This window comes from Streptomyces sp. NPDC007025 (assembly GCF_042869455.1).
GTDB lineage: Bacteria > Actinomycetota > Actinomycetes > Streptomycetales > Streptomycetaceae > Streptomyces.
The window spans coordinates 107310-128909 of record NZ_JBIAFT010000005.1; the positions used below are offsets into that span (position 1 = coordinate 107310).

The window sequence follows — 21600 nt, forward strand, 5'->3', positions numbered from 1 at the left end:
GCGCCGTGCCGGCAGCGGGGTCCCACTGCTTGCTCTACCGCTCGGTGGACTCCGCGGTGGGCCGGTCGGAGAGCTTCAGCCAGACGACGCCGCCGATGATCAGCGCGAGCCAGGCGGCCTTGCCCAGGGTGAGGGTCTCGGGGAAGAAGACCGGGCCGAGCAGGGCTGCTCCGACGGCGCCGATCCCGGCCCACACCGCGTAGCCGATGCCGACGTCGATGGTGCGCAGGGAGATGCTCAGGGCCAGCAGGGTGAGCAGGAAGAACACCACCGCGACGATCGACCAGGGCAGGATGGTGAATCCCTGGCTGCCGCCCACCGCGAGGGCGTAGCCGACTTCGAAGATTCCGGCGAGCAGGAGGACCAGCCAGGCCCGGGTGCGCTTGCTGGTTGCGGCGGCGGGGCTCGGACCGGTGGCGGCGGCGGTGGTGGCGGTGGTGGCGGTGGTGGTGGCGGTGGCGATCGACATGGCGGTTCCTCTCGGGCGTGTGTGTGACGGAGTGGGGTGGGCCGTGGCGGGGATCAGGCGGCACCGGTGAGCTGGAGCCCGACGACACCGGCGATGACGGCGGCGATCCCGAGGAGCTTGCGCCAGTCGAAACGCTGGCCGAAGAAGAGGGCTCCCAGGAAGACGATCCCGACGCCGGCGGCGGAGGTCCAGATCGCGTAGCCGACCCCGACCTCGAAGGTGATCAGCGCCAGACTCAGGACGTAGGTGGCGATGCCGCCGCTGACCAGCGTGGCGACCGACCAGCCGAGGCGGGTGAAGCCCTGGGCCTTGCCCGCGGAGATGGCCACGGCGACCTCGAAGACGACGGCGATGGCGAGGTAGAGCCAGTGCATGACGGGTTCCTTCCGGATGTGTGGTTCACGGAGTGGTGCAGAAGCGTCAGATGGACGCGGGGTGGTGCAGGGCGCGGTAGCGGGTGAAGGGCACCAGCGCCCGCCTCACGGGCAGATGCCGGGCATCCCGCTCCAGGGGAAGCGGCTCGGTCCCGCCGCTCGGGTATCCGGGCCGGTAGTCGAAGCCCCACGCGGCAGCCGTGTCGCGGCCCACCGCGTAGTGGACCTCGGCGATGCCGTGGGCGGCGGCGAAGCGGTAGCACATGCCGCAGGGTTCACCGGTCGCCAGGAGTACGGCGCCCCGGACCCCGGCGGGTCCGTGCTCGCGCACGGCCTGCCGGATCGCGGTGATCTCGGCGTGGGCGGTGGGATCGCCGGTCTCCAGGACGAGATTCACACCGGGTGCGGAGACCTGGCCGTCGGAGTGGAGCAGTTGCCCGACGAAGGGGGGCCCACCGGAGTCGACATGATGGACGCAGAACTCCACGGCCTTGGTCATCAGGTCCCATGGGGCACGGGTGGGTTCGCTCATGACACGGCCAGGTCTTCCAGGGCGCGGCGGATGACCCCTTCGGTTGCCACGCCTTCGATGCGCCGCTCGCCGATCACGAGGGTCGGTACGACGGTGATCTTCTGCCGTGCCGACTCGGCCAGGGCCTCCCGGTGCCGCTCGGCGTACCACTCGTCGTCCAGGGCCTGGGTGTAGCCGGCCGGGTCCAGGCCGGCCTCCTCGGCCAGGCGTGCCAGGACTGCCCGGTCCCCGATGTCGAGGTCCTCCCGGAAGAAGGCCGCCATCAGACGCTGGTGGTAGGCGTGACCACGGCCGTGCTCCTGGGCGTACTGGGCGCCTCGGAAGGCGAGTTCGGTGTAGGGCTGCGGGGAGACGCTGGGCAGCTGCATCGGGATCCGGTGGTGCCGGGCCATCGGGTAGACGGCACGGTTCCAGATCTCGGGCAGGTAAGGGTCCTCCGGGCGCAGGGTGGGCGTGGGGTGAGGGCGCAGCTCGTGGGGGTGGTGCACCACTTCGACCTCCGGGAGGTCCGTCACGGCCCGCTCGATCAGCTCGTCGGCGATCAGGCAGAACGGGCAGACGTAGTCGGACCAAATGTGGATCTTTGCCGCCATGTTCGCCTCCGGCTTCCTCCGGCGCACCTTGTGTGCGCCGTGCCTGTACCTTCGGTCTTCACACCGGTGTCAGGTGCAACGCCGACGACCCCGGTTACTCGACAGGCGGCCAGGAGGAGCCATGCGGATAGGCGAGTTGGCGGAGGCAACCGGGGTGAGCAGCCGTTCTCTCCGGTACTACGAGGAGCACGGTCTGATCCGCTCCGAGCGCACTTCGGGCGGATGGCGGGACTTCGACCCGTCGATGGTGGACCGCGTGGTGATGATCCAGCACCTGTTCGCGGCGGGCCTGGGCAGCAGCACCATCGACCAGGTGCTGCCCTGCCTGGACGCTCCGCTTGAGCAACGCAACGGCGAGATGGAGCGGCTGTTCGCCGAGCAGGCCGAGCGGCTCGCGGAGAAGCAGCGCGACATCGAGCGCGAGCGCGAAACCCTCCAGGCCCTCCGCCGCGAAACGGCCCTTCCCGGCGCCACCCCCTGAAGCGATCGGCGCCGTGGGCGCGGCGGGCGCCCCCCGCCGCGTTGCTCGCGGGCACTCGAAGCCCTCGCACAGGCCGGACCGGTCGGCACGCTGCTGACCTGCTGACCAGGGGAGGCCGGATGGCCGGGCACCTCGCGGGAGCGTGCGTCATGATCGAGCGGGACGGAGCGTGCGTCATGATCGAGCGGGACGGAGCGTGCGTCATGATCGAGCGGGACTTGATCCATTGATTGTGGGTTCGGCCCCGCCCGACCGTTGGAGGTCATCGGACTCCCCGTGCCGGCCTGTGACGCAGCGCTCGGTCCGGAGGCAGCAGAGCTGTGTCAGTCGTCGTTGCTTGAGTCCCTGGCGGACCCGGCGGGCGGCCGGGTCCGCGGCGCAACTCTCCGGGGGTCCCGGTGGGCTTCGGCGGCATCGACGGAGACGGCCCGCCGGTGTCCGCGGAATCTGCGCCGTCGGCGGTGCACGCGCCGGACAGCAGTATGGCGAGCACGGCCGCGGACACGGTCGTCCTGCTCCTCATCGGCCCCCCGTTCGACGCCGGCGGGGCGATGTCCGTACACGGCGGTCGTCGGCCTGTTGTCGACCTGTTCTCGGCCGGAGGAAGTGCGGCCGACGCGGCATGAAGGCAGGACGCGCCTTCGGGGAGGGCGGGGAGTGGGGAAAGGCGTGCCCCGGACCGTGTGGCCGGGGGCGGTACGTCAGTCCTTGCCCGCACGCTTCCGGATATCCGTCGCCGCACCGACACCGAGCATCAGCACGGCCATGCTGATGCCGAACGTCAGGCTGTCCGACCAGGTGTCCTCCCACAGGCGTGACATCACCCCGGTGAGCGCCCCGTATGTCACCGCCACACCCACGCGCTTCCCCCACAGCATCATGGGACGCTCGTACCCTTCCCGCTCCTCAGGAAGCGTCACCGGGTCGGAAGCGGCCGGGTGTGCGGGACAGCAGCCGTTCCCATGACGGCGTCCGGTGTTCCGGGGTGACCCGTTGACTGCCTGAGAACGTGTCGGCTCCTGAAGAGGTGGAGAGAGCGGTGATTCGTATGGTTGTCAGCCCGCGTTCGTCCAGGCATCCGGGCGGGGCGACAGTACTGCGGAGACCACCTCGTGGGACGAGGTCATGACATCGGCGACGAACCGCGTCCGCTTGACGCCGAGTCGGCGCAGTGCCGAACCGTGGTCGGCGACGACGACGAGAGAGACCGCGCGCAGCAGAAGCCGCCACAGCGCCATCGTCGGGCGGCGCACCGGCCGGGGCAGGTCCGCCAGGGAGGCGTGCAGCCGTTCGCAGTGGAAGGGGACGTGGCGCTGCTCGTCGGCCAGGATCCGCCCCGCCACCTCCGAGGTGAGCGCGTCGTCGGTGCCGTCGCGGAGGGCGCGGTAATAGCGCAGCGCCACCACCTCCGCGATCATCAGCATCAGCAGTTCGGTACGGAGGCCCAGGAGACGCCGCAACCGCACGAAGACGACATCGCTCCAGTGTCCGGGCAGCGTCGCCACACCTCCAGCCGTCAGCAGCCGGGCGAGAAGACGGGCGTGGTTCTGTTCCTCGGCTATGAAGAGCCGCACCGCCTGCCCATAGTCGGGGTCGCCGGCCTGGTCCGCTTTGCCGATCAGGTTGGCGCCGTCACCGTCCTCGCCGACCTGGAAGCGCTGGATGCTGGTCCACACCGCCGGAGGCAACGTCGCGCCCTGCTCCCAGTCCGGATCACCCAGCGCCCGCCGGCGCGCGTGCTCGTCCTCGAACCGCCCTGTCCACTTGGCGAAGCCACCTGTATCCATCCGGATCCCCTTTCCGGGGCACAACCGCCGCGCCCTGGAGAGGGACGACGCAAGCGGACACCCGAACCGTTCCACTGCCGCCGGGAGCCTCAGCCGACATCAGCGTCGGGCAGTCCGGGATCGGGGCAGCCGGAGGTGCCGCGGCCACCGTCCCGGAGCGCGACTGGGAGCGGCCCATGCACTCCCCGGGGTGGGCCTGGCGCGTCAGCTCATCCGGCCATGCCGTCGTGTCCGGCGCCGGTCTCCCGGTCGGACGACGTGTCGCCGGTGCTCCGCCCTCGGCTTCATGAGACCAGGCCGAGCAGCTCGTTCATTCCGTACGGGTACAGCCATGGGCTGTGGTCACCGGTCCGGAGGCGGTCGACGGCGATCAGCGCGTCCGCCGCGGTTTTGCACCTCGGATGACGCCGGGCAAAGGCGGAGATGCGGGGTCGCTGCGTGGCAAGCCAGGCGGCAACCACCTGGGGATCGCCCTCGTGCCACCACGTGAACTCGAACTCCTCCCAGAGGAGCTCGGTCGCCCAGTCGAGAGCGAGACGGACGAGCCCGGCGTCCGCCGCTGGTCCGGAAAGCCCGGCGAGGTGAGCCAACCACGGCTCCACACTCTCCGTCGCATGGGCGATTCCCTCGATGAGTTCGGTGAGGTCCGCAGGGGGACGGCCGTCGACCAGCGCGAGGGCCAGCAGTGCGCGGAAGGCCCGCTCTGCAGCGGCACGTTCGGACGCCGGCCAGTCGGCGAATCCGGCACCGAGTCGGCCGAGATGACCGAGCTCCTGGGAGGGATCTGCGCCGTGCCCGTCCGGTCCCCAGTAGCGCAGTGCGCGGGGCATGAGGCGACGCCACAGGACGGGGTACTGGTCCGCCTCCCAGTGGCTGGGGACCTCACGCAGGAAATGCCCGAGGAGATCGTCCGGCACGGCAGCGGGCTCGCCGCCGAGGATGTGCAGCTCCGATTCCGGGGTGCAGTACGTACAGCCGTCCACCGGACGGTCGAGCTCGGGAGGCGAGGCGAAGACCCGGTCGGCCTCCGCCAACGCGTGCCGCCACACGGTGTACGGATCGGAGTCAGGAGAGAGGGACATGAAGCGACCTGCCGGTGGGACTCCGCGCAGGGGGCCTGGCGAAGAGAGCACTCTACAGCTCCGGGCTTCCGCGGTCTTGAGCCGGAGCCGTGGAGCCAGGCCGGTCCTCGGATGACAGCTGGGCGCCGGTGCCGGGAGCTCCGGTGCGGCTTTCGTCGAGGGCGCGCAGCACCCGGGTGGTCGGGTCCGGTGCTGCCGCGTCCCGGAGGCGGTCGGTGAGCAGGAAGCGGTCCGACTCGAACGCCGATCCGTGTTCGGCCTCGCTCAGGAAGAATGTTCCACCGGCTGGGACGGGGGCCCAACCGCGCGACAGCGCATACTCGATGACCTTTCGTACGTCGGCTGGGTGGGGGTACTGGGAGTCGGTCGCACAGCCCCACGGCAGGACAGCCCTGGACAACAGATCCGCCTGGAGGGCCCGGCTGTTCTTTCCTGCGCCCCAGACGCGGAGCCGGACACATCTGTGGCAGTCGCGCTCACCGGCCACCTGGAGAATGCGGCCCGACCAGGTGAACTCCCGCCCGTCCACGGACAGCTTCCGCAACCGTCTCCGCACGATTCCCCTGTTCCGCTGTCCGGTTGGCCCCTGTGACCGCTCGTCCGCGCCGGACCACTGGCGCGTGATCACTGCACCCCGTCTCGTCGCCCTGGTCCGCGCCGACGCCCTCGAGAACGGGGTCGCTTCGTCGAACGCCCCGAGGCCCCGAGGCCCCGCGGCTCGCGCGGCCTTGCCGAGGGGATCTCAGGAATCCCTGCGCCGTATGTGCAGATGCCCCTGGCGGGGAAAGGACGGCGGCGCCGCGGGCAGGACTGCGTCGAGGCCGTACCCGCTCTTGTCCGCGACGCGGCACGATGCCGGGTTGTCCACCTGGTGCAGGAGTTCCAGGTGCTCCAGCGCGCCGGCTCCCACGACGTCGAAGGCCCAGCCGGTGAGCGCCTCCACAGCGCGCGGCGCCACTCCGTGCCCGCGGGCGTGCGCCGCGGTCCAGTAGCCCACCTCGGCCGACGGTTTGCCGGACGCCACCTCCTTGAGGACCACCTGGCCCGCCAGCCGGCCTTGTGGTGCATCGGGTCGCACTTCGAGAACCGCGAACCCGAACCGGTTCCCCGCTGTCCAGCATCGCTCCTGGCTTCGCACCCACTGCATCGCCTCGCCCTCGTTCTCAACGGCCGAGCCGGTCCAGTGGCGCAGTACGGGATCCCGGAACACCTCGACGAGAGCAGCAGCGTCCTCCCCGCGCCAGGGACGAAGTACGAGTGCGGGAGCGGAGGGCGTCGCGCCCGCGTGCAGGATGGCGTTGTCGTTCACCTGCCGATCGTATGCGGAGGTGTTCCGCCCCCACGGCCCCGACGATTCCCGGCCCGTCACCGTTCCGTTCGGACGCGCACGGCCTCCATGGACCAGTTGACCGTCGGGGCCGGACTCTCCGGTGCGGGCCAGCCGTCGATCACCGCGAGGAGCTGGCGAGCGACGTGTCGGCCAGGGCCCCGGCGCCTCTTCGCGCCTCCCTGGTCCGTCCCACCGGCTCCGGCCCTGGTGTCCGTTCCGCGGTCATCCGTCCGCGGAGGACTCCGCGCGCCTCAGCGCCGCCCCGGCCGGGCCGGTGAGGAAGGCGCGGATGTATCCGGCCACGGTGTCCAGGTGGCTCTCGAGGAGGAAGTGTCCGCCGCCGGGGATCAGATGGATCTCCGCGTCCGGCAGGTCCCGGGCGAAGGCGCGGGCGCCGTCCGGGCCGAAGATCTCGTCACCGGCGCCCCAGACGGCCAGCAGGGGGACGTGCCGTTCCCGGAAGTAGGCGTGCACGCGGGGGTAGAGGGGCGGGTTGCTCGCGTAGTCGCGGAACAGGGCGAGCTGTACGAGGTCGAGGCCCGGTCGGTCGATCTCGCGGTGGTCGGCGGCCCAGGTGTCGGGGTCGACCAGCTCGGGGCGGTCCACTCCGTGCAGGTACTGCCAGCGGATGGCGTCGAGGGAGAGCGCGCCGCGGACGGCGGGTTCGGTGCGGGGGCCCGGATCCTCGCAGTACGCCCAGACGGGCTCCCAGAAGTCCGGTACGAAGCCGTCGTCGTAGGCGTTTCCGTTCTGCGTGATCACGGCAGTGACCGCGTCCGGGGTGCGCAGGGCCAGCCGCCAGCCGATGGGGGCGCCGTAGTCCTGGACGTAGACGGCGTAGCGGGTGACGCCGAGCTGGGCCAGGAGCGCTTCGGTGAGGTCGGTCAGGGAGTCGAAGGTGTAGGTGAACGCGTCGGCGGGCGGGGCGTCGGAGTTGCCGAAGCCGAGGTGGTCGGGGGCGATGACGTGGAACCGGTCGGCCAGCGCCGGGATGAGGTGGCGGAACATGCGCGAACTGGTGGGGAAGCCGTGCAGGAGGACGAGCGTGGGCGCCTCGCGCGGTCCCGCTTCCCGGTAGAAGAGCCGGTGTCCCCGGACGGTCGCGTAGTGGTGGCGGATCTCAACCATTTCTAACCCCTTCGATGCCTTATGAGGGTTACCGTTGAGCGCCAGTACACCGCCCATGGAGTAACCTGTCAAACGACTTGATGGGGTTATGTGAGCCGAGTGTCGAGTGAGAAGGTGGGCGCCGTGCTGGACGACCAAGCCCTGATGCAGGCACTGAACAGCACCCCTGTCGTGGACGGCCGACGCCGCGACCTGTGGCGTGACGACCACGAGCTGGACAGGTGTGCGCGGGCGTACGGGGGCCACGGCGGCGCCGCGGAGCGCCGATGGCTGCGCACCGCGCGGGACGCGCTCCAGGCGGTGGAGTCCGGCGCGCCCGCGGAGCCGCGGCTGCGCCGGATCCTGGCCGGCGTCCGCAAAGTCCCGCGGCCCGGCGCCTCCGGGATCGAGTGGCACGTGGAGATGCCGCCGGAGCGCCGGCCGGCCGTGGAGCTCGTGCTCGCCTGGGCGGACGTCAAAGAGCGCCTGCCCGGCCGGCTGCGGCCGTGCGGAAACCCCGACTGCCGCCTCTTCCTCCTGGACCGCAGCCGCGCCAACACCGCACGGTGGTGCTCGATGAAGACCTGCGGGAACCGCCTCAAAGCCCGTCGGCACCAGGCCCGCACCCGGGAGACGGAGACAGAGACAGAGCCGGGGACAGAGACAGGGACAGGGACGGGACTGGGGACGGGGCTGGAGACCTCATGACGGCCTCGCGGCCGGTGCGGCGCCCGGCCGGTTCCGCACCCGCTCGACGGCGCCCGGCCGGTTGCGCAGCCGCGCCCTGACGGCGGTCGGCAGCACCGCACCCGACCGCGCGACCACCCCCGCACCCCGACGCACCTGGCCGAGCCGCAGCCCGCTACGGGGACGGCGCGGGCTGGCAGTGCGGGCACCAGCGTGTGGTCCGGCCGGCGACCGTGGCGGAGCAGAGCCGGGTGCCGCAGCGGGGGCAGGGGGCTCCGCCGGGGGCGTCGCGGCAGCCGGTCAGCCAGGTGTCACGGGGCGGGACGTGCCCGGCGCGGACGGAGGTGCGCAGCACGCGGCGGAGCGCCCGGTGCAGGGCCGCGCGCTCGTCCTCGGTGAGGGAGCGGGTGGTGCGTGCGGGGTGCAGCCGGGCCTGCCACAGGATCTCGTCGGTGAGCAGGTTGCCGAGCCCGGCCAGGAAGGACTGGTCGAGGAACGCGGCCTTGAGCCGGCCACGGCGAGCGGCGAGGGCCGCGTCCAGGGCCGCCCGGGAGACGGTCAGTGCGTCGGGGCCCTGCTCGTCGAGGCGGCGGGCGGCCTCCGGGTCGTCCGCGTACCAGAGCCCCTTGAGCTTGCGCTGGTCCCGGTAGCGGAGCTGACGGGGTCGGCGGGTGCCGCCGAGGGTGAACAGGATCCGGTCGTGGCGGTGCGGGGGATCGTCCGCGTCCGCGCAGACGAGGCGGCCTGTCATGCCGAAGTGGAGCAGGAGAGTGGGGCCGTCGGTGTGCACGAGGAGCCACTTGCCGTGCCGCTCGGGCTCCCGCACCTCGCGCCCCGCCAGGTCCCGGCTGAGCCGCCGTGCGCTGGTGCCGTGCAGGACGCCGGAGTCGCGTACCTCGACCCGCCGGATCGTCCGGCCCTGGGCGCAGTCGGCCAGGATCTCGCGGAAGCTCTCGACATCCGGGAGTTCGGGCATGTCCGCCACCTCGTCCCGTGGTCATACCGGTTCCTCCCCCATCCGCCGTGCGGCCGACGACCGTCCTCCGGCGCCCTGTGACCGGAGGGCGGGCACAGGTGGCCGGCCACGAGCAGTTGCCGCAGGCCGACTTCCGGGCGCCGTGGATCACGGCTTCCTGTGTCGCCGACCAGCGACTCGCGGTCGCTGTTCCATTGCACAAGCGAAGCATTCGGCTGCGGCCCCCATCAGCCTACGAGTATCCGGACACAGCCGCACTCGGGACGGGAACGCGGTGGGGCCGGGGCGAGCAGAGCGGAGGGCCGCCGGATTGCCGACCCGCACCGACTCCGTTCCTCTCACGGTGACACGGAACCGACACTCCGCGTAGCGCCCCGAACCCGTCCGCCGACGATCCACCGACGATCACCGATCGGTAACTCCGCGTTCTTCACGGCTTCTTGGGAGACGCACCTCCGCTTCTCTTGTAGATTTCCCAGCAGATCGGTGGTGTTCATCGATGAAAGCAGGGATTCATGTCTTTCGAGCAGGAATGGGCGGGGCTGGTAGCCGACGCACACGCCAGGCAGTCGACTTCGATGCAGTTGAACGGTACGGGGAAGGGAGACCCGGGCGGGAAGAGCGGCGGGGCGGGGGACGGCAAGACGCTCAACGTGACCGCCTCCGTCCTTCGCAAGTTCGCGGGCAAGTCCGAGGAGGTGAGCACCTCCTTCGCCAAGGCCGACAACGCGGCCATGCGCGAGACGGCACTGGTCCCCGGCACCATGAAGGGATTCGCCAGCGACGATGCGTTCAAGGACTTCCAGGAGCTCTGGCGCAGCCAGATGAAGTATCTCGGCGGTCTCTACACCGGTGTCGCCAAGGCTCTCCGTGCCGCGGCCACCACCTTCAAAGCCGAGGACATCCGCCGCAAACAGGACATCGACGCAGCAGTACCGGACCAGGAAAAGCCGCCCTACGGACAGTTCGTACCCAGGAAGCCGCTCTACGGGCCGTACCCGCCCGACAAGCCGCTCTACGGGCCGTACGCACCGAGGAAGCCGCTCTACGGACCGTTCGCACCCGAGACGCCGCCCGCGTCCCAGCAGAAGTCATAGGGGAGCAGAACCGTGCCCGAAGTCCCCTCTCTCTCGTATTCGACCGTGCGCAACGTCGACCTCTCGGCGCTCCGCAAAGCAGTGACCGAATGGGGCAAACTCCCCAAAGCACTGGAAACGGTCACCACCACCTTCGGCCGCAGCGTGTCCGGCCCCCTGGAGACCTCCGGCTGGATGGGCGAGACCGCCGACGCGGCCTTCGGAAAGTTCCGCCGTGTCAGAAGCCAGATGAACGAAGCCGAGGGCCAGGCCCGAAAAATGGGCACCGTCATGTCCGAAGCCCTGCATGTTTTCGAAGAGGCCAAAGAAGGTCTCAAGAGCATCGAGGACAAGGTCAGCAGACCCGAGGGCGGCACGAAGAGCTACCTCAAGATCGACGCCGCGGAAGGCGTGGTCCGCCTCGACCTGCCCGACGGCCAGACCAGTCCCGCGACCGAAGAAATAATAGCCGACTACAACAAGACCATCCGAGAACACATAGAGAACGCGAGCCTCGCCGACCATCGCCTCAAGACAGCACTCCAGATCGACCCTGCGGGCAAGGGCTTCAACGACGACATCGTCAGTCACCTCGAAGACGTCGACAAGGAGACGAAGGATGACATCGACGCCGCTCTGAAACTGGCCCGGGAAAAGGGCCCGGGGATGAGCGAGAAGGAACTGTCCAAGTTCAACGGCCTGCTCGCCAAGAATGCCAAGAACGCCGACTTCGCCGAACAGTTCGCCCTCGGCATGGGCCCGAAGGGCACGATCGACTTCTGGCACGGCATGGCAAAGCCCAAGACGGAACAGCGAGGTATGGCCGGCTCCGCCACCATCCCCTGGAGCACGTCGGAGGCCGCTCGGCGCGCGGCTCTCCAGGACAACCTCGGAGTGGTGCTGGGACTGGCCAGCCGTTCCGAATCACCTGCCATGGAGACGTGGAAGAAGGACATGCTGGACATCAGCATGGACCGCATACACGCAGCCGAGGCGAAGGGGAAGCCGTACGCGAGCGGGGGCGTCTACAACGCTCAGGTGCTCAGCAACCTCATGCGTACGGGCACATGGGATTCGGACTTCCTCAACGACTATGGCGAAAAACTCCTGGAAAAAGACCGGGAGAAGGCCGTCAAGGGTCATGTGTACGACCCTCCGAGCAAATGGATCAGCGGCGGCCTCACCGACTCCTCGTTTCTCAATTTCGGCCCGAAGAACGACGCGGGCGAGGACCCCGTCACAGGTCTCATGAAGGCGCTGAACCACAACCCCGACGCCTCCACCGAGTTCTTCAAGAACGATGGCAACTTCGACTACCTCACCAAGGAGCGGGAGTGGCCGGCGGATGGCGAGATCGCCGAAAAGGGCGGCCTGAAGGACGTCATGGGCGGTTCGCAAGCTCTGGCCGAAGCACTGACCGCGGCGACCACCGGTCATGAGTACGGAGCAGAGCTGGCACACCGCCCGTCCCACACCCAGGACCAGGCCGACGTCATGTCGAAGCTGATCGAGGGAATCGCCGCCAAGGGCGACCACATCACGCTGGAGCCCGGCATGCACAAGCCGCTGGGCGAGGCGGCCGGTGAGTACGTACCCGACATCTTCCGCGCGCTGAAGGACGGGTCGCACAAGGAGCAGCTCTTCCCCGTGGAAGGTGCCACGGCGGACATGGGGCACTACGAGGCCACCCGGTTCATGCTCCGGCTCTCCCAGGATCCGGACGCCAACGGGACGTTGACCGCGGCTCAGAAGGTGTACATGGCGGATACGCTCGAACATCACCTGGCCGGCGACCTGCCCGCCGACCAGAAGTACGACGCCGGCCCGAAGGAGACCGCGCAGGAGATCATCGGCACCTCCGGGGAGATCGCCGGAACCCTGGCCATCGGGCGCCAGGAGGCGCTCATCGGGCCCGCCGTGGTACGGGACGCGGAGTTCGAGAGCGCCACACTCAGCGCCCGGTTGTGGGGCAACGCCGCCTTCGGCACCGGCGTGATCCCGGCCACCGTGAAATGGATGAGCCCGGTGGCCGGCGCCGCTTTCGGCTCCGTCGTGACGGGCGCGGCCGGGGCCGGGGCCTACGACATCGACGCCCAGATCTCCCGCAGCGAGAGCATCGACAAGGCCGACATCGCCTCCCAGAACTACGACCGGGCCCAGAAGGACGATATTCGGCGCAACGAGGAGATCCTCGAGAAGCTCGAGCAGACCCACCACGTCGACACCTCCAGCACCTGGTCGGAGGTCTTCTCCAAGGACGGCTTCGACGATGCGTTCACCCGGGTGAGCCGCACCGCACCCTTCCTCGACTCCATCGACCAGGTGAAGAGCCTCACCGTGGAGCGGCCCGACTCCTGATCCGGACCGCTTTCGCGGCACAGCCCTTTCGCCCCGTCGCGACGCGAGGGGTGCCTTCCGCACCGCACACCGGTGCGGGTCAGTGGCAGGTTCACGGATCCGTGAGCACGGAGGAGCACCGGCGGGACTGCCCCGCAGCGCACCGCTGCGGCGAGTCCCGCCAAGCAGCGCTATTCGAGGGGTACTTGGCTGACCCTCCCTCGGAGACTCCTATAGATTTCTCAGAAGATCGGTGATGTTCACCGGTGAAAGCGGGGATTCATGTCTTTCACACAGGAATGGGCTGGCTTGGTGGCCGGAGCACGGGACAAGCAGGCCTCCCCTGCCATGCAGTTGAACGGCGCCGACGGCAAGGACGACGGCAAATGGCTCCAAGTGACGCCGTCCGTACTCGACGCAACGGCCAAGAAGGTGGAGAAGGTCGACACCGCCTTCCAAAAGGTGGACAACACCGCGATGCGGGAGATGGAACAGGTACCCGGGTCGATGAAGGGGTTCGCCAGCGACGACGCCTTCAAGACGTTCCAGGAGATGTGGCGCGGCCAGATGAAGCATCTGCGCAAGCAGTTCGAGAGCACGGCCACGGCGCTCCGCAACGTCACGGCGAAGACGTTGGAGGGGGACGTGTACACCAAGGAGCAGGTGGACAAGATCGCCGAGGACCGGGACCGGAAGGAACACCCGCTCAAGTACCTCCTGGACCCGAACCAGAAGCCGCTGCTCTCCCCGACACCGCGGTACCCGTTCTCCACGGACCAGTATCCGCTGCTGAAGCCGCCGCCGTCGCAGAAGCCGGTGTACGGCCCCCCGCTGCCGACAGTGCCCTCGACCGAGCCGAAGTCCTAGGGGGAGCCGACTGATGAGCGACACTCTCGACTACCGGACGGTGCGCCACGTCGACCTGACCGCGCTGCAAGCGGTGGTGAAGGCGTGGAACAAGCTCCCCGAGGACTTCAGGGAAGTCCACACGTCTTTCGACCGCACGGTGACCAAACCGATGAGCACCGAACGGAGCGGCTGGCACGGCGACTCCCAGAAGGCGGCGGTCAAGCACTTCACGGTCGTCCAGAATCAGGTCACGGAGGCCGCCGGTCAGGCCGAGTGGCTCGGGAAGGAGATGTCCCGCTGCCTGAAGGTGTTCGAGAGCGCGAAGAAGGACCTGACGGAAGTCGAGTCCACGATCGCCGAGAAGCCCGAGAGTGGCGGGGACAGCTTTCTGAGGCTGGACTCCAAGGACGGCCGTGTGCATGTCGACTTGCCCGACGACGCGGACAGGAAAGACGTCAAGAAGGCCGAAGAGAGCCGTGCGAACCTCAATGAGCAGATCGAGAAGGCCCTCCGCGACGCGACCGAGGCCGACACGGACCTGAAGAAGGCGCTGACTTACGACCCGCGCGGCGACGGCTTCAACCGCGACAGCCCGGAGATGCAGGCGAAGAAGGATGTCGATGCCCTGTACAAGCTGGCAGGCGACGAAGATTTCAAGCGGGACCCGAAGCTGATATCCAAGGCCAACGGTATCTTCGCGATGAACGCCGGCAACGCCGACTTCGCGGAGGAGTTCGCCACACGCAAAGGCGCAAAGGGGGTGCTTCAGTTCTGGTACAAGGCCGCTCAGCCGGATTACGAGGACGCCTTGCCGCCGGACCCGATGGACCGTCCGAAAGGGGTGGACAAGCAGCTTGCCGCCCTTCAGGACAATCTCGGCAGCACCTTGGCCCTGGCCAGCCATTCGGACTCGCCGGCCATGGGGAAGTGGAAGCAGGACGTCATCGACCTCGGCTACCAGCGCATGGGTAGGCAGGCACCCGACGTGAGCATGGGCACTTCCCTTGCGCCGCCGCCCTACGGGTTCCAGGTGATGAGCAACCTGATGCGCACCGGGAAGTGGGACACCAGGTTCCTGCACGACTACGGCGAAGCCCTGCTCAAGACGGACAAGAAGGCCTTCATTCCACCGGTCGGCGTCGACAACCGCGAGGAGCAGATCGGCGCACGGAAATGGGGCAACTACGGGATCAATCCGCCGAACTATCTCAATTTCGGTCCCGCGTACGACCAGGGCAAGGACCCGTTCACCGGCTACCTGGAAGCACTGGGACACAACGCGGAGGCGTCCACCGCGTTCTTCAACGACGACGACACCTTCGAGTATCTGACCAGGAAGCGCCACTGGGCGGCGGACGGCCTGCCCCCCGAGGGCGGTTCGGACAACGGCGCGACCGGTCCCCGTGTCGCCCTGGGGCACGCCCTGGCCTCCGCCACCACCGGCCACGACTGGGACGCACCGCTGCCACATCCCCCGTCCCACACCGAGGACCAGGCCCGCATCATGACGGAGCTGATCAAGGGCATCGCGGAGAAGGACGGCATCGAGCTCGCCCCCGGCATGCACGAGGGGCTGGGCAGAGCGGCGGGCGAGTACACACCGGATCTCTTCCGCGCCCTGAAGGACGGGTCGGACGACGACCTGCTGTTCCCCGTTCAGGGCACCCCGATCGATGCCGACGAGGTGACCCACACGGCGGCGACCCGCTTCCTCGCGAAGCTCGGCCAGGACCCGGACGCCCACGGGAAGCTGATGTTCGCTCAGAAGATGTACATGGGTGAGGTCCTCGAACACCATCTGACCGGCGACCTGCCCGCCGGTCAGAGGTACGACGCCAGCCCGAAGGAGACCGTGCAGGAGATCCTCCGCGCCTCCGGAGAGGTGGCCGGCACCCTGGCCATCGGACGCCAGGAGGCAGTCGTCGGGACGGCCGTGGTGCGGGACGCGCAGTTCGAGAGCGCCACACTCAGCGCCCGGCTGTGGGGAACCACAGGCTTCGCCACCGGCGTGATCCCGGCCACCGTCAAATGGATGAGCCCGGTGGCCGGCGCGGCCGTCGGCACGATCGTGACCGGCGCGGCCGGCGCCGGGGCCTACGACATCGACGCCCAGATCTCCCGCAGCGAGAGCATCGACAAGGCCGACATCGCCTCGCGCATGTACGAGCGGGCGCAGAAGGAGGACATCAAGAGGAACGAGGACGCCTTGGACAAGCTCGAGCAGTACTACGGCGTCGACACCTCCGACTCCTGGTCAGAGGTCTTCTCCAAGCAAGGCTTTGACGAGGCTGTCACCCGGGTGAACCGCACCGCGCCCTTCCTCGACTCCATGGACCAGGTGAAGAGCCTTCCCGTGGAACGGTCCGACTGACCGGCCCGCACGCCCCCCGCGGCCGCTGCCGCGACGGCCCCTCGCCGCTGCCCGCCGCCTCACTCCCACGCCCCCACCCGGTCCGGGGTGAGGGGCAGGGTGCGGTGGCGGGTGCCGGTGGCGTGGTGGACGGCGTTGGCGAGGGCCGCGGGGGTGCCGACGATGCCGATCTCGCCGATGCCCTTGCCGCCGACGGGGTTGAGGTGCGGGTCGTGCTCCTCGATCCAGTGCGCGTCGATGTCGGGGACGTCCGCGTGCGCGGGGACGTGGTAGGCGGCCAGGTCGCGTTCGACGAAGCCGCCGAGCCGGGCGTCCAGCGTGCTCTGCTCGGTCAGCGCCATGCCCAGGCCCATCGTCATCCCGCCGATGAACTGGGAGCGGGCTGTGCGCGCGTTGAGGATCCGGCCCGCGGCGAAGACACCGAGCAGCCGGCGGGTGCGCACCTCCCCGGTGACGGTGTCGACCGCGACCTCGGCGAAGACGGCGCCGAAGGCGTGCCGTGCGTAGTCCTCCTGGGAGCGCACGTCGGTGGCGGTGTCCACGGTGACGATGCTGCCGCCGGACTCGCGCAGCTCCCGGCACGCCTTGTGCACGGCCCAGCCCCAGGACGCGGTGCCGGAGGAGCCACCGGCCAGCGACGCGGTGGGCAGGTCGCTGCTGCCGATGTCGACGCGGACGGCGTCCAGTTCCACGCCGAGCTCCTCGGCGGCGATCTGGGCGAGCACGGTACGGGCTCCGGTGCCGATGTCGGTGGCGTTGATGCGCACCTGGTAGCCGGGCCGGGAGCCGTCGCCCAGCACCTGGACGGACGCGGTGGACGGGGAGACGTAGACCGGGTAGGTGGCCGCGGCCACGCCCGTGCCCAGCAGCAGGTCGCCGTCGCGGCGGGTGCCCGGGCGCGGGTCGCGGCGCTCCCAGCCGAACCGGCGGGCGCCCTCGCGCAGGCAGTCGGCCAGGTGGTGGCTGCTGAACGGCTTGCCGCTCTCGGGCTCCCGGTCGGGGATGTTGCGCAGCCGCAGTTCGACCGGGTCGATGCCGAGGGCCGTGGCCACCTCGTCCATCGCGGATTCGAGCGCGTACATGCCGGGTGCTTCGCCGGGGGCCCGCATCCAGGAGGGTGCGGGGACGTCCAGCGGGACCACCTGGTGGCCGGTGCGGAGCCCGGCGGCGCCGTACATGACGCGCGAGGGCACGGCCGCCTGCTCCACGAACTCCTTGAACGTGGCGGTGTGGGTGAGCACGTCGTGTCCGAGCGCGGTCAGGGTGCCGTCGTCGCGGGTGCCGAGGCGCAGCCGCTGGATGGTGGGGGCGCGGTGGCCGACGACGGCGGGAAGTTCGCGCCGGGGCAGGACGACCTTGACGGCGCGTCCGGTGTGCCGGGCGGCCATGGCGGCGAGCACGACCTGCGGGCGCGGGGTGCCCTTGGACCCGAACCCGCCGCCGACGTGCTCGGAGACGACCGTGACCTGTGCCGGTTCGAGGCCGAACAGCGCCGCGAGTGTGGTGCCGACGAGGGTGGCGCCCTGGCTGGAGTCGTAGGCGATCAGATGGCCGCCCTCCCACACGGCGGTGGCGGCGTGCGGCTCCATGGGGTGGTTGTGCAGCGGACCGAGGGTGTAGGTGGCGTCGAAGCGGTGCGGCGCCGCGGCGTACTCGGCGTCGAAGTCGCCGGTCTCCTGGTCGGCCGGGTAGCCGCCGTTGGCCTCCTCGGGGTGGTAGAGCCCGGGGTGGTCGGCGCGGAGCAGCACGTCGTGCGGCTCCTGGGCGTAGTCGATCCGGAGGGACTGCGCCATCTCGCGCGCCGTTTCGGGGGTCTCGGCGACGGCGAGCGCCACGTACCAGCCCCGGTGCGGCACCTGCGGGGTCTGGAGCAGGGCGAGGATGGGATCGTCGGGTTCGCCGAGCCGGGGCGCGTTCTCGTGGGTGAGGACGGCGAGTGCGCCGGGCAGGGCCATGGCCTCGCTGTCGTCGATGCCGGTGACGCTGCCGTGCGAAACGGTCGCGGCCACCGGCCGGGCGTACACGCAGGCGGGCGGGGTGTGTTCGGCCGCGTAGCGGGCCGCGCCGGTGACCTTGGCGTGCCCTTCGCGGCGGGCGGCGGGGGAGCCCAGCACGGGTTCGCCTGCGCGGTCCCGGGAACCGGCGCGGTCGGGGGAGGTGGTGCGGTCCTGGGAGGTGGTGTCGTCCACAGCCATCGTCCTCGTCCTGGTCGTCGTCCTGGTCGTCGTCCTGGTCGTCGTCCTCGGATCCTCAGGCCCCTGAAGGACGGTTCGCGGCGGGCTGCGGGGGCTCGGCGAGGCCGGTCAGCAACCGTACGGCCACGCCGCGGGCCAGCGGCACCTTGAAGGCGTTGTCCGCCAGTGGTTCGGCCGCCGCCAGTTCGGCGTCCACGGCGCGGGCGAAGGTGTCGGCGTCGGCGCGGGTCCCGACCAACAGCTCCTCGGCGGTGCGGGCCCGCCACGGCCGGTGTGCCAGTGCGCCGAACGCGAGCGCGGCGTGCCGCACGGTGCCGTCCTCGTCGAGCGCGAGCACGGCGGCGGCCGAGGCCAGCGCGAAGGCGTAGGAGGCGCGGTCGCGGGCCTTGCGGTAGCCCGCGCGGGCTCCGGCGGGCGGTGCGGGCAGGGTGAGGTGCGCGACGAGTTCGCCGGGCCGGAGCACGGTGTCCCGCTCCGGGGTGTCGCCCGGCAGCCGGTGGAACGCGGCGGCCGGTACCGTCCTGGTCCCCTCGGGGCCGAGCAGTTCGACCTCCGCGTCGTAGGCGGCCAGCGCGACGGCCATGTCGGAGGGGTGGGTGGCCACGCAGTGCTCCGAGTGGCCCAGGACCGCCATGTCCCTGGTTGCGCCCTCGCGGGCGGAGCAGCCCGAGCCGGGCTCGCGCTTGTTGCAGGGCACGGAGAGGTCCTGGAAGTAGGGGCAGCGGGTGCGCTGCAGGAGGTTGCCGCCGGTGGTGGCCAGGTTGCGGAGCTGCCCGGAGGCGCCGGCCAGCAGGGCCTGGGCCAGCGCCGGGTAGTCGCCGCGGACGGCGGGGTGCGCGGCCAGGTCGCTGTTGCGGACGTTGGCGCCCACCCGCAGGCCGCCGCCGGGTGCGGTCTCGACGGTGTCCAGGGGCAGCCGCGAGACGTCGATGAGGTGCCCGGGGGCTTCCACGCCGAGTTTCATCAGGTCGACGAGGTTGGTGCCGCCCGCCAGGAAGTACGCGTGCGGCTGCGCGGCGAAGGCGGAGACGGCCTGCTCGGGGCTGGTGGCGCGTTCGAAGGTGAAGGGTTTCATGGTGCGGGTCACCTCGCCGGTGCGGCGTCGGAGGCGGAGTCGCGGTCGGCTGCGGGACCGCCGCCGGACGCGGGACCGCGGTCGGTCGCGGGACCGCCGCCGGACACGGGGCCGGAGGCGGGGTGCGCAGTGCCGGAGCGCGGACCGACGTGGCCGCTCGCGTCCTCCAGGGCCGCCACGATGTGCGGGTAGGCGCCACACCGGCAGAGGTTGCCGCTCATCCGCTCCCGGATCTCCGGGCGGCTCAGTTCGGCCGGCTCCCCGGTGGACCGCTGCAGCACCTCGCCCGGAGTGGCGTGCGAGGGGTGCCCCTCGGCGGCCTCGCACAGCATGCCGACCCCGGAGACGATCTGGCCCGGCGTGCAGTAGCCGCACTGGAAGGCGTCCCGCTCCTGGAAGGCGCGCTGCAGCGGATGCGGCTCCTCCGCGTCGCCGAGCCCCTCGACGGTGGTCAGGTGCGCGCCGTCGTGCGCCACCGCGAGCAGCAGGCAACTGTTGGCGCGGCGCCCCTCCAGCAGCACCGTGCAGGCGCCGCACTGGCCGTGGTCGCAGCCCTTCTTGCTGCCGGTGAGGTCGAGCTGTTCGCGCAGTACGTCGAGGACGGTGGTCCGGTGGTCGACGGTCACGGTGTGCGCGGTGTCGTTGACGTGCAGGGTGAGGGTCGAGCTGGTGGCGGTGCGCTGGGGGATCACGGGGCGCGCCTCTCGTCGGCTCTTGCGGCTGGTGCGGACTGGTGGGGACGGCGGGGCCTGGGGGCGGGGCGGGGGCTGCGGTCAGCGGCGCTCCAGCACGCCGCGCAGGAAGGCGGCCTGGCCGACGTGCTGCAGGGTGTCGCCGAGGACGCTGACGAGACGTACCCCGAGCGAGACGGGCGGATCCCACGCGTCGTCGACGATGCGGTCGAAGGATCGGGGGCCGAGGGTGCCCAGATAGGTGAGAGTCTCCTCGTGCACCGCGTCGTGGTAGTCCAGCAGCGGTCTCGGGGAATCCACCCGGACGGCGGCCACCTCCTCGGGCGTGTGGCCGAATCCGGTGTCGTCGGCCGGGAGGGGCAGCCCGAAGCGCTCCTCGAACCCCTGTGCGTGCCAGACCTGTTCCGTGCCCGCGGCGTCGGCGAGATGGTCGTCCTGCACCCGGGTGAGGTGCCAGATCAGCCAGCAGACGCTGTTGCCGCCCGGGTCGGGCGGCTCGTCGAGGTGCTTCCTGCGGATGCCGCCGAGCGCGGCGTGGACCTCGTCGTTCACCCGGGTGAAGGCGTCCGCGAGGAGGGTGGTTGTGTCCATGTTCGTGACCTTACGACCCGGAAGTGCACCGGAGTCGCTTCCGCCGGCCCCCGGCCGGTTCCGGACGTACGCGAACCCCCGCCCGCCGGCTCCGGGAGCGGAGCGGGCGGGCGGGGGCGTTGCCCCCGACGGCGGCGTGCCGAAGGGGTGCGGTCGGCTCGGCTACCAGCGGTACCAGCGACCGCGCCGACCGCCGACCGACGGCCGGACGAGGAAACCGAGCAGCCAGACGACCAGCACGATCACCGCGATCCACCACAGCGCCTTCAGTGCGAACCCCGCGCCGAACAGGATCAGCGCGAGCAGCAGGACGAGCAGCAAAGGACCCACAATCGTTCACCTCCGCGGCCCGAGTGCCCTCGTTTCCCGACTGCAACCGCACAACTTGACGAGCACGGGTCAGAAAGCGGACGGGAGGCGGACGGATCGCAACCCGGACGAGCCGCTGCGCGCCCGCGCCGCAACGCGCACGGGTCAGGTCAGGTGGGGACGACCAGCCGCGCCTTCCCCTGCTGGGAGGCGTAGTCGAGGGTCTGCCAGGTGCCCGACTGGGTGCTGGTGCCGACCGGGAAGCCGATCACCATGGCCGAGCGGTCCACCATCCACCGGTTCCGGGCCATGTAGGCGGCGTCGTCCAGCGGGTCGGCGGCCAGCTCGACGATCTCCGCGATGCGGTCCCAGGTGCGGTTGACGGCGTTTCTGGCCTCCGGCGGCTGCTGGTCCAGGGTGCCGGGCACCGCGACGGTGAGCCAGGCGTCGGTCTGCTCCGCCAGCCATCTGAGCGCCAGGCTGTCGATGCCGCGGCCGCCGCCGAGGTGGAAGTGCGCGTCGGCCGCGAACGGCGCCAGGTACGCCGTGAAGAGCTGCGCATAGTGGGCGGCGTCGTGGTGTCCCGCCGTACGGCTTCCGGTGATGGTCACGGTACGCATCGTCAGTGCCCCAGTCCCTGACTCGGTGGCTTCGGACGGCCATCCACCCGTGCGCGATCGCTCGCTA

At 70.4% G+C, this 21600-nt stretch carries 23 protein-coding genes and 1 pseudogene; 7 read left to right on the plus strand and 17 right to left on the minus strand.

Annotated features, from left to right (window positions below; translation table 11 throughout):
- Positions 1-34: 34 nt before the first annotated feature.
- From ACFYMO_RS11515 to ACFYMO_RS11530, 4 genes are read right to left on the minus strand one after another with little or no spacing between them, the layout of a single operon-like run.
- Complete coding sequence (locus ACFYMO_RS11515; RefSeq protein ID WP_366773007.1) at positions 35-469, minus strand: multidrug efflux SMR transporter; 435 nt, start codon at positions 467-469, stop codon at positions 35-37.
- A 53-nt stretch (positions 470-522) separates the two neighbouring features.
- On the minus strand, positions 523-843 hold the full coding sequence (locus ACFYMO_RS11520; RefSeq protein WP_366773008.1) for a multidrug efflux SMR transporter: 321 nt from the start codon (positions 841-843) through the stop codon (positions 523-525).
- A gap of 46 nt (positions 844-889) precedes the next feature.
- Positions 890-1375, minus strand: coding sequence for a deaminase (locus ACFYMO_RS11525; protein ID WP_366773009.1), 486 nt, complete (start codon positions 1373-1375; stop codon positions 890-892).
- On the minus strand, positions 1372-1968 hold the full coding sequence (locus ACFYMO_RS11530; RefSeq protein ID WP_366773010.1) for a DsbA family protein: 597 nt from the start codon (positions 1966-1968) through the stop codon (positions 1372-1374). The genes ACFYMO_RS11525 and ACFYMO_RS11530 overlap by 4 nt, the downstream gene beginning before the upstream one ends.
- 121 nt (positions 1969-2089) lie before the next feature.
- Here ACFYMO_RS11530 and ACFYMO_RS11535 point away from each other — a divergent pair, with 121 nt between their 5' ends.
- Together ACFYMO_RS11535 and ACFYMO_RS11540 are read left to right on the plus strand one after the other, a co-directional pair.
- Positions 2090-2449, plus strand: a complete 360-nt coding sequence (locus ACFYMO_RS11535) for a MerR family transcriptional regulator (RefSeq protein WP_366773011.1) — start codon at positions 2090-2092, stop codon at positions 2447-2449.
- Between the two features lie 434 nt (positions 2450-2883).
- A complete protein-coding gene (locus ACFYMO_RS11540) occupies positions 2884-3075 on the plus strand; it encodes a hypothetical protein (RefSeq protein WP_388545795.1) in 192 nt (63 codons plus the stop codon).
- 75 nt (positions 3076-3150) lie between these two features.
- Here the strand turns inward: ACFYMO_RS11540 and ACFYMO_RS11545 are convergent, their stop codons facing one another.
- The 6 genes from ACFYMO_RS11545 to ACFYMO_RS11570 form a co-directional block, all read right to left on the minus strand.
- Positions 3151-3330, minus strand: a complete 180-nt coding sequence (locus ACFYMO_RS11545; RefSeq protein ID WP_388545798.1) for a hypothetical protein — start codon at positions 3328-3330, stop codon at positions 3151-3153.
- A gap of 174 nt (positions 3331-3504) precedes the next feature.
- Positions 3505-4236 carry a ferritin-like domain-containing protein gene (locus ACFYMO_RS11550; protein ID WP_388545801.1) on the minus strand — a complete coding sequence of 244 codons (732 nt, stop codon included), beginning with the start codon at positions 4234-4236 and terminating at the stop codon, positions 3505-3507.
- 284 nt (positions 4237-4520) lie between these two features.
- Positions 4521-5318: a hypothetical protein gene (locus ACFYMO_RS11555; protein WP_366773015.1), complete on the minus strand. Its 798-nt coding sequence runs from the start codon at positions 5316-5318 to the stop codon at positions 4521-4523.
- A 52-nt stretch (positions 5319-5370) separates the two neighbouring features.
- Positions 5371-5862: a hypothetical protein gene (locus ACFYMO_RS11560; protein ID WP_366773016.1), complete on the minus strand. Its 492-nt coding sequence runs from the start codon at positions 5860-5862 to the stop codon at positions 5371-5373.
- A 198-nt stretch (positions 5863-6060) separates the two neighbouring features.
- On the minus strand, positions 6061-6627 hold the full coding sequence (locus ACFYMO_RS11565) for a GNAT family N-acetyltransferase (RefSeq protein ID WP_366773017.1): 567 nt from the start codon (positions 6625-6627) through the stop codon (positions 6061-6063).
- A gap of 243 nt (positions 6628-6870) precedes the next feature.
- Positions 6871-7776 (minus strand): alpha/beta fold hydrolase, encoded by a 906-nt coding sequence (locus ACFYMO_RS11570; RefSeq protein ID WP_388545806.1) that lies wholly within the window; start codon positions 7774-7776, stop codon positions 6871-6873.
- A 123-nt stretch (positions 7777-7899) separates the two neighbouring features.
- Here ACFYMO_RS11570 and ACFYMO_RS11575 point away from each other — a divergent pair, with 123 nt between their 5' ends.
- Positions 7900-8463, plus strand: a complete 564-nt coding sequence (locus tag ACFYMO_RS11575) for a CGNR zinc finger domain-containing protein (protein WP_366773019.1) — start codon at positions 7900-7902, stop codon at positions 8461-8463.
- 154 nt (positions 8464-8617) lie between these two features.
- Here the strand turns inward: ACFYMO_RS11575 and ACFYMO_RS11580 are convergent, their stop codons facing one another.
- Entirely contained in the window at positions 8618-9418 is an 801-nt protein-coding gene (locus tag ACFYMO_RS11580) for an Fpg/Nei family DNA glycosylase (protein WP_388545809.1), read from the minus strand.
- 515 nt (positions 9419-9933) lie between these two features.
- On the opposite strand from ACFYMO_RS11580, the gene ACFYMO_RS11585 reads away from it, so the two are divergent.
- The 4 genes from ACFYMO_RS11585 (at position 9934) to ACFYMO_RS11600 (ending at position 16051) form a co-directional block, all read left to right on the plus strand.
- Complete coding sequence (locus ACFYMO_RS11585; RefSeq protein ID WP_366773021.1) at positions 9934-10515, plus strand: type VII secretion target; 582 nt, start codon at positions 9934-9936, stop codon at positions 10513-10515.
- 45 nt (positions 10516-10560) lie between these two features.
- Positions 10561-12852 (plus strand): hypothetical protein, encoded by a 2292-nt coding sequence (locus ACFYMO_RS11590; protein ID WP_388545812.1) that lies wholly within the window; start codon positions 10561-10563, stop codon positions 12850-12852.
- A gap of 261 nt (positions 12853-13113) precedes the next feature.
- Positions 13114-13698 carry a WXG100 family type VII secretion target gene (locus tag ACFYMO_RS11595; protein WP_388545815.1) on the plus strand — a complete coding sequence of 195 codons (585 nt, stop codon included), beginning with the start codon at positions 13114-13116 and terminating at the stop codon, positions 13696-13698.
- A 13-nt stretch (positions 13699-13711) separates the two neighbouring features.
- Complete coding sequence (locus tag ACFYMO_RS11600; protein ID WP_388545818.1) at positions 13712-16051, plus strand: hypothetical protein; 2340 nt, start codon at positions 13712-13714, stop codon at positions 16049-16051.
- A 59-nt stretch (positions 16052-16110) separates the two neighbouring features.
- On the opposite strand, the gene ACFYMO_RS11605 is transcribed toward ACFYMO_RS11600, so the two are convergent.
- The 6 genes and pseudogenes from ACFYMO_RS11605 to ACFYMO_RS11630 all read right to left on the minus strand — a co-directional run bounded on the left by ACFYMO_RS11605 (position 16111) and on the right by ACFYMO_RS11630 (position 21533).
- Positions 16111-18246 carry a xanthine dehydrogenase family protein molybdopterin-binding subunit gene (locus tag ACFYMO_RS11605; RefSeq protein ID WP_366773025.1) on the minus strand — a complete coding sequence of 712 codons (2136 nt, stop codon included), beginning with the start codon at positions 18244-18246 and terminating at the stop codon, positions 16111-16113.
- A gap of 55 nt (positions 18247-18301) precedes the next feature.
- Positions 18302-19321, minus strand: a complete 1020-nt coding sequence (locus ACFYMO_RS11610) for an FAD binding domain-containing protein (RefSeq protein ID WP_388545821.1) — start codon at positions 19319-19321, stop codon at positions 18302-18304.
- 155 nt (positions 19322-19476) lie between these two features.
- Positions 19477-20013: pseudogene (locus ACFYMO_RS11615) on the minus strand (2Fe-2S iron-sulfur cluster-binding protein); the annotation flags it as partial.
- Positions 20014-20094: 81 nt separating this feature from the next.
- The gene (locus ACFYMO_RS11620) at positions 20095-20604 is read right to left on the minus strand and encodes a DUF664 domain-containing protein (protein ID WP_366773028.1); all 510 of its coding nucleotides are present in this window, start codon (positions 20602-20604) and stop codon (positions 20095-20097) included.
- A gap of 162 nt (positions 20605-20766) precedes the next feature.
- Positions 20767-20934: a DUF5670 family protein gene (locus tag ACFYMO_RS11625; RefSeq protein ID WP_026004365.1), complete on the minus strand. Its 168-nt coding sequence runs from the start codon at positions 20932-20934 to the stop codon at positions 20767-20769.
- 149 nt (positions 20935-21083) lie between these two features.
- On the minus strand, positions 21084-21533 hold the full coding sequence (locus ACFYMO_RS11630) for a hypothetical protein (protein ID WP_366773029.1): 450 nt from the start codon (positions 21531-21533) through the stop codon (positions 21084-21086).
- Positions 21534-21600 lie beyond the last annotated feature (67 nt).